Source organism: Vicinamibacteria bacterium (genome assembly GCA_035620555.1).
Taxonomy (GTDB): domain Bacteria; phylum Acidobacteriota; class Vicinamibacteria; order Marinacidobacterales; family SMYC01; genus DASPGQ01.
The window spans coordinates 17,969-27,904 of sequence record DASPGQ010000478.1 but is presented as its reverse complement, the minus strand read 5'-3'; the positions used below and the strand labels follow the sequence as shown (position 1 = coordinate 27,904).

General features: G+C 64.2%; 8 protein-coding genes. 6 read left to right on the top strand and 2 right to left on the bottom strand.

Translation table 11 applies throughout. From position 1 onward, the window contains the following. Positions 1–128 precede the first annotated feature (128 nt). Positions 129–1,355, top strand: a complete 1,227-nt coding sequence (locus tag VEK15_19340; protein ID HXV62862.1) for a hypothetical protein — start codon at positions 129–131, stop codon at positions 1,353–1,355. Positions 1,356–1,374: 19 nt separating this feature from the next. Then, the gene (locus tag VEK15_19335; GenBank protein ID HXV62861.1) at positions 1,375–2,394 is read left to right on the top strand and encodes an adenosine deaminase; all 1,020 of its coding nucleotides are present in this window, start codon (positions 1,375–1,377) and stop codon (positions 2,392–2,394) included. Here the strand turns inward: VEK15_19335 and VEK15_19330 are convergent. Together VEK15_19330 and VEK15_19325 are read right to left on the bottom strand one after the other, a co-directional pair. After that, positions 2,375–4,009 (bottom strand): PQQ-dependent dehydrogenase, methanol/ethanol family, encoded by a 1,635-nt coding sequence (locus tag VEK15_19330; protein ID HXV62860.1) that lies wholly within the window; start codon positions 4,007–4,009, stop codon positions 2,375–2,377. The genes VEK15_19335 and VEK15_19330 overlap by 20 nt on opposite strands. After that, positions 4,009–4,797, bottom strand: a complete 789-nt coding sequence (locus VEK15_19325) for a c-type cytochrome (GenBank protein HXV62859.1) — start codon at positions 4,795–4,797, stop codon at positions 4,009–4,011. Before VEK15_19325 ends, VEK15_19330 begins: the two co-directional genes overlap by 1 nt. Before the next feature lie 81 nt (positions 4,798–4,878). Between VEK15_19325 and VEK15_19320 the strand changes: the two genes are divergently transcribed. The 4 genes from VEK15_19320 to VEK15_19305 all read left to right on the top strand — a co-directional run bounded on the left by VEK15_19320 (position 4,879) and on the right by VEK15_19305 (position 9,918). After that, positions 4,879–7,524, top strand: a complete 2,646-nt coding sequence (locus tag VEK15_19320; protein ID HXV62858.1) for a PSD1 and planctomycete cytochrome C domain-containing protein — start codon at positions 4,879–4,881, stop codon at positions 7,522–7,524. 4 nt (positions 7,525–7,528) lie between these two features. After that, positions 7,529–8,974 carry a DUF1501 domain-containing protein gene (locus tag VEK15_19315; protein HXV62857.1) on the top strand — a complete coding sequence of 482 codons (1,446 nt, stop codon included), beginning with the start codon at positions 7,529–7,531 and terminating at the stop codon, positions 8,972–8,974. A 151-nt stretch (positions 8,975–9,125) separates the two neighbouring features. Then, a complete protein-coding gene (locus tag VEK15_19310; GenBank protein ID HXV62856.1) occupies positions 9,126–9,380 on the top strand; it encodes a hypothetical protein in 255 nt (84 codons plus the stop codon). Further along, complete coding sequence (locus VEK15_19305) at positions 9,355–9,918, top strand: nucleotidyltransferase (protein HXV62855.1); 564 nt, start codon at positions 9,355–9,357, stop codon at positions 9,916–9,918. The genes VEK15_19310 and VEK15_19305 overlap by 26 nt, the downstream gene beginning before the upstream one ends. Positions 9,919–9,936: the final 18 nt, after the last annotated feature.

Here is a 9,936-nt window from a genome sequence, read left to right as displayed (position 1 = left end):
GGGACAGGCGCCGACCGGCACCTACGAGGGAGAGGGTTACGTGATCCTGCGCCATCCGGATACCGAGGTGGTCGAGCGCGGCCTCAAACGTCTCGTCGAGCGCATCTACGTGGAGCTGGAGTGACCGCGTGAACGTCTTGATGTTCAGCCCGGGATTTCCCGCGGAAATGCCCTATTTCGTACGGGGGCTGAAGCGAGTCGGAGCCAACGTGATCGGTCTCGGAGACCAGCCGACCTCGGCGCTTCCCCAGACCGCGCGGGAGAACCTCGCCGCCTACATCCAGGTTCCGTCGTTCACCGACGAAGCCGCGATCCTCCACGAGGTGGAGAACGCGCACCACCGTGCGCCCCTCGACCGGATCGAGTGTCTGTGGGAGCCGTTCATGATCCTCGCCGCCAAGCTCCGAGAGCACCTCCGACTGCCGGGTATGACCGTCGAAGAGACCGTCCCATTTCGCGACAAAGAGATCATGAAGCGCCGGCTCGACGCGGCGGGCATTCGTACCCCGAGGCATCACAGCGTAACCTCGATCCGGGAATGCCGCGAGGCGGCGGCGGACATCGGTTTTCCCGACACGCCCATCGTGGTCAAACCCATCGCCGGCGCCGGGTCCGCGGATACCTATCGAGTCTCCACCTCCGAGGAGCTCGAAGAGATCCTTCCTCGCCTGCGGCACGTACCGGAAGTCAGCGTCGAAGAGTTCATCGTGGGGATGGACTACACCTATGACACGGTATGCGCCGGAGGAACGATCCTGCATTACAGCATCTCGTTCTACCGTCCGCGAGCTCTCGAAGCGCGCTCTCACGAATGGATCAGTCCTCAGACCGTCGTCGTTCGGGACGCGGGCTCCCCCGAGCTTCGACCCGGCCGCGAGATGGGCGAGGCGGTCTTGAAGGCGCTGGACTTCCGAACGGGTTTCACCCACATGGAGTGGTTCCTGACGCCTGCGGGCGAAGCCGTCTTCGGGGAGATCGCAGCGCGTCCACCCGGGGCGCATCTGGTCGATCTGATCAACTTCGCTTCCGATGTCGACCTCTTCACCGGCTGGGCGGAGGCGGTTTGTCACGGCCGGTTCAGTCAGAAAGCCGAGCGCAGGTACAACGCTGCCTGGATCTACAAGCGCGCTCAGGGCCAGGGCCGCATTCAGCGGGTGGAAGGCCTCGAGCATCTCATGACCGAGCTTTCCGAGCACGTCGTCGTGCTCGACCTCCTCCCGGTTGGAGCGCCCCGCCGCGACTGGAAACAAACCCTCGTCTCGGACGGGATGATCATCGTGCGTCACCCCGATCTCCAGAAGACGCTCGAGATCGCCGATCGTTTCGCCACCGAGCTTCGCCTGTACGCCGGATGATGTGAGATCATCGAGTCCCGTGGAAACTTTCATTCGCGATCTGCCGAAGGCAGAGCTTCACGTTCACATCGAGGGCACCCTCGAGCCCGCGCTGATGCTCGCTCTCGCCGAGCGCAATCGCGTCCCGCTCAAGTATTCATCCATCGATGCGATCCGAAAGGCCTACGCCTTCACCGGCCTCCAGTCATTCCTGGATCTCTACTACGAGGGGATGAAGGTCCTTGTCCGCGAGCAGGATTTCTATGACCTGACGATGGCCTACCTCGAGCGAGCCCGCGACGACCGGGTGCGACACGCGGAGATCTTCTTCGATCCGCAGGCACATACCGAGCGCGGAATCGCTTTCGCCACCGTGATCGGCGGGATCCGGCGGGCGCTCGCGGACGGCCTCGAGCGTTTCGGAATCTCGTCGCACCTGATCCTCTGTTTCCTCCGCCACCTTTCGCAGGACTCGGCGCGGACCACGCTCGAAGAGGCCCTGAGTCTTCGCGAGGGAATCGTCGCCGTGGGCCTGGACTCCTCGGAGATGGGCCATCCGCCAGAGAAATTCGTGAAGGTATTCGCCGAAGCCCGCCGCGAGGGTTTCAAGACGGTCGCTCACGCGGGCGAGGAGGGTCCCCCGCAATACATCTGGCAAGCGCTCGACCTGCTCCAGGTGTCGCGGATCGATCACGGGGTTCGCTGCGTCGAAGATCCGAAGCTCGTCGAACGACTGGTTCGCGAGCGAGTACCCCTGACGGTATGCCCGCTGTCGAACGTCAGGTTGCGGGTCTTCGAGACCATGGGCGAGCACAACCTCGGACGCCTGCTCGGGCTCGGGATTCGCGTCACGGTCAACTCGGACGACCCCGCCTATTTCGGCGGTTACGTCACCGACAACTTTCTAGCCGCGCAGCGGGCTCTGGGACTCGAGGTTTCCGACATCCATCAGATTGCGAGAAATGCCTTCGAGGCGTCGTTTCTGGACCGGGAAAAGCGGGACGCTCTTGTCCGAGAGCTCGACGACTACGTGAATGGTTTCAGTCCAGCCCGAAGGTGAACACCACGTTGCCGGCCGCGATCGAGATGAGCTGCGCTCCGTTCACGGAATAGGTGATCGGAGCGGAGTGCACCCGGGCACCGAGGGCGATGTGCCACAGCTCTTTTCCGCTCTCGGCATCGAGCGCGAAGAAATAGCCGTCCACCGTCCCGCCGAAGACCAGGTCGCCGGCCGTCGCCAGGAGACCCGCCGTCGATCGCGGCTGGATCTCGAACTCCCAGCGTAGCTCTCCGTTTCGCGGGTCGATCGCCCGGATGGCGCTCTTGTATTTGTCCATGGGAAGCACATTCTCGGCCCCGCCTCCCGTGTAATATTCGCCGTCGCGATACTCCTGCTCGCGGAGGAAGAACTTCTGCTCCCCGTCGTGCGCGTTCACGTAGTAGAGCTCGGCGGTTGGGCTGTAAGCCGGCGACCACCAGTTGGTCCCGCCGGCGACGGGTGGCGAGACGACCGTGCCTTCGGGCGAGGGGAGCTTTCCCGGCGCGCGGATGGGCCTCCCCTTCTCGTCGAGACCCTCGGCCCAGGTCTGTCTCGCGAACGGCGTCCCGACGAGGAACTCCCCGTTTACGCGATCGAGGGTGTAGTAGAAGGCGTTGCGATTGGCCCACATGATGACCTTGCGCGGTGTGCCGTTGAGATCGATATCTCCGAGGATGGGCACTTGAATCGCGTCCCAGTCGTGCACGTCCCAGGGCGTGAACTGGAAGTACCACTCGAGCTCTCCGGTGTCGGCATTCACCGCGAGGGCAGAGTCCGAATACAGGTTGTCTCCCAGGCGCACCTCGCCGTTCCAGTCCGGGCCCGGGTTTCCCGTGCCCCAATAAATGAGGTTCAGATGCGGGTCGTACGCCCCGGTAATCCACGTCGGGGCGCCCCCGGTCTTCCACGAATCCCCCTCCCAGGTCGCATTGTCCGGATGCTCCGGTCCGGGAATCGTATAGAGGCGCCACACCCGATCGCCGGTCTGGGGATGGTAGGCATCGAGGAAGCCGCGGATTCCGTACTCTCCGCCGGCGACGCCGGTGACGACCAGCTCTTTGACTACGAGCGGTGCCGCCGTCTTGCTATAGCCCTTCTGGTGGTCGGCGGTCTCGGCGTTCCATTTGAGGCTTCCGGTTCGGGCGTCGATGGCGACGAGGTGGGCGTCGAGGGTGCTCATGAACAACGTCTCACCCAGGATCGCGACCCCGCGATTGTTTCGGCCGCAGCAGAGCCGAAGATCTTCGGGAAGCTCGTGGTTGTAGCGCCAGTACGGCCGGCCGGTGCCGGCGTCGACCGCCACGACGTTGCTCGGAGCCTCGGTGATGAACATGACGCCGTCGACCACGAGCGGCACCGTCTCGGCACGATCGATCTCGGGGATCTGATAGGCCCACTTCATCTCGAGCTCGGAGACGTTGTGCCGATGAACCTGGTCCAGGCGGCTGAACCGCTGGCTGTCCAGCGTGCCCGAGTACATGAGCCAATTCTCGGGCTCATCGGCGGCGTTCAGGAGACGCTCCCAGCTTACCGGCCGGAGCGCCGGCGTTGCCCTGTCGTCCCGCCACGCCTCCTGAGCCTCTAGGGGCGGCGAGAAGGCGACGACCGCCGTCCAGAACGCGAGACTCTTCATCATCAGCTCTCTTTCCGAAGTGAGAACAAGTAAGCAATCAGATCATCAATTTCGCTCTCGTTCAACGTCTCGGTGGCGCTCGGCATCGTCGATTTCTCGCTCCGTTCGATCGAAAGAACTCCGCTCTTCGAGAAATGCCAGAGGTTCTCGTTGCCGTCCATGATGCGAAGAGTGAACGTGTCCTCGTCCATTCGAAGCCCTTCGACGCGCGAGCCGTCCGCCCGGACAACCTTCATCGTCCACCAGCGGGGCTCGACCGTCTCATCCGGATCCGTCAGGTCTTTCCTCAGCTCATCGGGGTCGCGCCGGTTGCCGACCGTCGACAGATCGGGACCGAGCCGCCCCCCGGCACCTCTGACCATGTGGCAGCTCCGGCAGTTCCCCTTCCCGGCGAAGACGGCTTCACCGCGGCGCGCATCTCCCGGCAGATCGAAGTCGGCCGGATTGGGGTTGAGCGAGTTGACGTAGGTCACCACCTGCCAGATCGTCTCGGCCGGCGCCCACCCGATCCCCACCATCGTCGTGCCGGGAATGCCGTCGCGAATGACCGAAAAAAGGCCGGCCTCGGTGCTCGCATTACTGAACGTGCCGGTGGTCAGGTCGGGGGCGCCGGTTTCATCGTTGCCTTTTCCATCGAGTCCATGGCACCGCCCGCACTCGGAAGCGAAAACGCGCGCGCCCATCCGCTCGTCGACCGTCGTCGTGAAGGGGTTCTCCTGAGCGAATAGCCGCGAGGTGCCGTGGCTCGTGACGAGGAGACTAACGAGACCAACGAGAAGGCTTGTGCGCATGGTGCCACCTCTTGCGGCCGACGATCATAATCGCTTTCGGCAATCGACGTCGAGGAGGTAGAATCTCGTGGCGAGGCGGTGATGCGCAATCTCTGGAGGCCATTCGGCTTCATTCTCACGCTCGAAGCCGCGATCGCGCTCGTCACCGCTCCCGGGGCCATCGCGCAGCCTCCCCCCGACTTCGAGACCGCCATCCGGCCCATCATGGAGCGAAGCTGCTGGAACTGTCACGGGGACGCCGTGCAGCTGTCGAGCCTCGATTTGCGCACTCGCGAGGGCGCGCTACAAGGGGGGGCTCGAGGCCCCGCGATCGTACCGGGTCGTGCTAACGAAAGCCGTCTCTATCGGGTCGTCGCCGGGCTCGAGCAGCCGTTCATGCCGATGGAGGGCGAGACCCTCAGCGACGACGAGGTCGCGGCCGTTCGCGATTGGATCGACCAAGGGGCCCACTGGGACACCGGAGCCACGACGACGGCAGCGGATGCGCTCTTAGCCCTCGAAGGCGAAGAGCTATCGCCCGACGCAGTGGCGGCTGCCCGCGAGTACTGGGCCTTCCGGCTCCCCGCCCAGGCTCCCCTTCCGGACAACGCCGATTTTCCCCATCTAAAGCATCCGATCGACCTCTTCCTCGAGCGAGCGCGGCGCGACAAAGGCCTTCACGCCGCACCATCAGCGGATCGGGCAACGCTCGTCCGGCGCGCCTATCTCGATCTGATCGGCCTGCCTCCATCGCCCGAGGAGGCGCAAGCGTTCCTCGATGACACCGGACCGGGTGCCTGGCCGCAACTGATCGATCGGCTTCTCGCCTCACCGCATTACGGCGAGCGCTGGGGCCGTCACTGGCTCGACGTGGCGCGTTATGCGGACTCGAGCGGCTTCGAGCACGACCGCGACCGCCCCAACGCCTGGCGCTACCGGGACTACGTCATCGAGTCGCTCAACGAGGACAAGCCCTACGACCGGTTCATCATGGAGCAGGTCGCCGGCGACGAGCTCGACGACGCGAGCCACGAAACGCGTATCGCCACCGGGTTCTTGCGCGCCGGACCACGGGTGCTCTTTCGCGAGAAAGACAATCCCGAGCGCCGGCACGACTACCTCGACGACGTGCTCGCCACGATCGGCCGGGGAATCCTGGGCCTGACGGTCCACTGCGCGCGCTGTCACGACCACAAGTTCGATCCCATTCCCCAAAGGGACTACTACCGCCTGCAGGCGTCGATCTTCGGTTACGTCGAGACCGAGTACCCGCTCCTCTCTCCAGCAGAAGTCGATGCCTACGTGAAGAAAAACGCGGAGATCGACGCACGGCTGCAGGCGCTCCAGCAAGGAATCGCCGAGATCGAAGCCCCCTATCGGAATCGACTGCAGCTCGAGGAGCTGCGCGAGCGGTTTCCGGCTCACGTGCAGCGCGCCGTGCTGAAGCCCGAGGACGAACGGACGCCGGGCGAGAAGCTCCTGGCGGTCCAGGTGCTCTCGGTCGGGGTGCCGCAAGAGCAGGTCGACGCTGCCCTGACGCCCGAGGACGCCGCTCGGCGTCAGGCGCTGAACGACCGGATCGCGGCCTTCGAGAACGAGCGACCCGAAAAACCCGCCATGGCGGAGATCGTCACCGACGGCGACTATCGGTACGCGCCCGATGGTTTTGGCGACGAGATCGTCGGATGTCCCGAATGTCGCGTCGGGCCCGATGAGCCCGGAAGTTTCCTTCACGAAGGTCCGAAGCCCTACGAGCCTCCGCCAAGCTACTTTCTCGTCCGGGGAGATCCCTTCAGCAAGGGATCTCTCATGTCTCCCGGGTTCGTCTCGGTTGCGACCTACGGCGATCCACCCACCGAGATACCGCGCTCCGACGGCCGCACTTCGGGACGCCGTCTCGCGCTCGCGGAATGGCTGGTGTCGCCATCGAATCCTCTCACGGCCCGCGTGATGGTCAACCGGATCTGGCACCACCATTTCGGACGCGGCATCGTCGCGACGCTCGACAACTTCGGCAAGGTCGGCGAGCGACCGTCACACCCGGAGCTGCTCGACTGGCTCGCGGTCGAATTCATGAAGCGCGGCTTTCGCCTCAAAGACATGCACCGGTTGATGATGACTTCCGAGGCTTACCAGATGGCGTCCACATTTGTCGATGCCACCAGTCTCGATCGGGACCCGCAAAACCACTACCTTTGGAGATACCGCCCGCATCGACTCGAGGCCGAGATCGTGCGTGATTCCATCATGGCGGCGAGTGGCAGCATCGACCTCACCATCGGTGGGCCTCCGGTTTTCCCTTACGTGCCCGAAGAGATTCTGGCGTCGCAGGCCCACGGAACCTGGCGAAACCAGCCGGACGGGCCCGAAGCGTGGCGGCGAAGCGTCTACGTGTACCGTCGCCGTTCGCTCGGTTTTCCGTTCTTCGATACCTTCGACCTTCCCGATCAGAACGTGACCGCGGCCGCCCGTAACGTCTCGACGGTACCCACCCAGGCCCTGACGCTGCTGAACAATCCCTTCGTGCTGAGGCAGGCGCGGCGGTTCGCGGAACGGTTAGAGAAAGAGGTACCGGACGGCGGCGCCGACCTCGTGAGTGCCCGGATCGATCGCGCGTTTCGCATCGTGGTTGCGAGGCCTCCCACCGAGGAGGAAGCCGAGATCGCTCGCGAGCTGATCCAACAGGGGTCCCTGGTCGACCTCGCACACGTGATGCTCAACCTGAACGAGTTCCTGTACCTGAGGTGAGCGTATGAAAGAGACGTTCTGGTCGCGCCGCCGATTCCTTTTCGAGTCGGGTGGCGGAATCGCCGGACTCGCCCTTGCCCAGCTTCTCGACCGTGACGGGTTGCTCGCCGCCGAGTCGTGCGACGCCCTGGTTGAGGGAACCCCGTTCGCGCCGAAGCCTCCGCATTTCAGGCCGCGTGCCACCGCCGTCATCTCGCTCTTCATGAGCGGTGGGGTCAGCCACGTCGACACGTTCGATCCCAAGCCCGCGCTCGCCAAATATGCCGGAGAGCCTCTCGACGGCAAAGTCGGCGGTAGCATCGTGGTCCGCCAGGGGTTCCCCGGCCCGCTGATGCCGAGCCCGTTCACGTTCAAGAAGTACGGGGAGAGCGGCGTGGACGTATCGGAGCTCTTCCCCCATCTCGCGCGACACGTCGACGAGATCGCGTTCTTGCGATCGGTCTACGGTCGATCGAACGACCACGTCCAGGCGACCTACGAGATGCAGACGGGCCAGCTGAGGATGGGATTTCCCAGCGTGGGCGCCTGGGTGACCTACGGGCTCGGCTCCGAGAGCTCCAGCCTTCCTGCTTTCGTGGTGATGAACGACTACCGGGGCGGGCCGCTCGGGGGGCCGAACGACTGGAGCGCCGGCTTCATGCCCGCGAGCTATCAGGGAACGCTCTTTCGTGCCGTCGGCCGGCCCATCGTCGACCTCGAGCCTCCCGAAGGCATGACAGCGGAAGAGCAGCGCGCTCGCCTGGATACGCTCGCGAAACTGAACGAGCTGGATATGGAGAAACATCCGGGAAGCTCGGAGCTCGCGGCGCGGATCTCGTCTTACGAGCTTGCTTACCGGATGCAAGGCTGCGCCCCGGAAGCGATCGATGTGTCGTCGGAATCCAGCGAGACGAAAAAGCTCTACGGGCTCGATGAGGAAGTGACCGAGCCTTTCGGCCGGCAATGCCTCATGGCGCGGCGACTAGTGGAACGCGGAGTACGCTTCGTGCAGCTCTTCCACGGCGGCATGGGCGATCAGAACACCGACACCTGGGATGCGCACAGCAATCTCGAAGAGAACCACCGGCAGCACGCCGCCGAGTCCGATCTTCCCATCGCCGGCCTTCTGACGGATCTCGCGGCGCGCGGCCTGCTCGATTCGACGCTCATCCTCTGGCACGGAGAGTTCGGACGGATGCCCATCTCTCAACGCGGCGTCGGCCGTGACCACAACCCCGGTACCATGACGGTCTGGATGGCGGGCGCGGGGATCGGCGGCGGTCAAGTCGTCGGCGCGAGCGACGAGTTCGGATACAAGGCACTGGAGCAGCCGATCTCGGCACACGACCTGCACGCGACGATCTTGTACCTGCTGGGCATGGACCACACGAAGCTGACCTATCAATTCAACGGCCGCGACATGCGTCTCACCGACGTCCACGGCACGCCGATTCCACAGATCATCGCCTGAGGGTCCGCTTTCAGTCTCGCATCACGCCTTGCTCATCGTTTCATCATCGTCCACGAGTTCTCGTCCCCCACCGCCCCAAGAATCAGTTTACCTGACGGATTCTCGTGGCCGCGGCTTTGCCACCGCCAAGAGCGGCGGGATAGAATCAACCGTGATTACCCGCAACATTCGCGATTTCGTCTCGCGAGACTGGGAGGCGGCGCGAAAGTCCAAGGATGCCTACTGGGGCGAGCGTGTCGCCCGCCTCGGGCCGGAAGAGAGTTTTCGGATCTCCGAGGAGTTGCGAAGACAAGCGCTGTGGCAGCATCCCGGCTGGCCCCATCCTTCGGAGCGGCGCGAGGACGTCCTCTCTCACGCGCGACTCGCCAAGCTCCTCCGTCGTGTCGATCCAGCCGGCCGCCCTTGAGCTGCTTGCGGACCTGTCCAAGGTCCTCGCAAGCTGGGGGCGTTGGTACGTCTTCGGAGCCCAAGCCGTAATCGCTTACGGCGTGCCTCGACTGAGCGCCGACGTCGACGTTACCGTCGAGCTCGTTCCCGAGGAGCCGGAACGATTCGCCGCCGACATGAAAGCGGCTGGATTCGAGCTGCGGGTCGATGACCCTGACTTCGTTCGCCGCACTCGGGTGATGCCGTTCGTCCATCTGGCGACGGCCATGCCGCTCGACGTCGTTCTCGCCGCTTCCGGCCTCGAGGACGAATTTCTGGACAGGGCCCGCAACGTAAAGCTCGGAAGCACGACCGTACCACTGATCGATCCGGAGGACCTCATCATCGCCAAGCTGCTTGCGGGACGGCCAAAGGACGTCGAGGATGCTCAAAGCCTCTGGCGGATTCGCGGAGCCGAGCTCGATGGAGAACGAATTCGCCGGACGTTGCGGAAGCTCGAGGAAGCACTGAGTCAGAGCGACCTCGTTTCCGCCTTCGAGTCCCTTCGGCGCTCGTAGCCAGGCCCGTTCTCGTTC

What these genes read in the sequence shown, in the direction of transcription:
- VEK15_19325 (HXV62859.1), bottom strand. Translation starts at nt 4,797, where the DNA reads ATGCGCACAAGCCTTCTCGTTGGTCTCGTTAGTCTCCTCGTCACGAGC.
- VEK15_19320 (HXV62858.1), top strand. Translation starts at nt 4,879, where the DNA reads ATGCGCAATCTCTGGAGGCCATTCGGCTTCATTCTCACGCTCGAAGCC.
- VEK15_19315 (HXV62857.1), top strand. Translation starts at nt 7,529, where the DNA reads ATGAAAGAGACGTTCTGGTCGCGCCGCCGATTCCTTTTCGAGTCGGGT.
- VEK15_19330 (HXV62860.1), bottom strand. Translation starts at nt 4,009, where the DNA reads ATGATGAAGAGTCTCGCGTTCTGGACGGCGGTCGTCGCCTTCTCGCCG.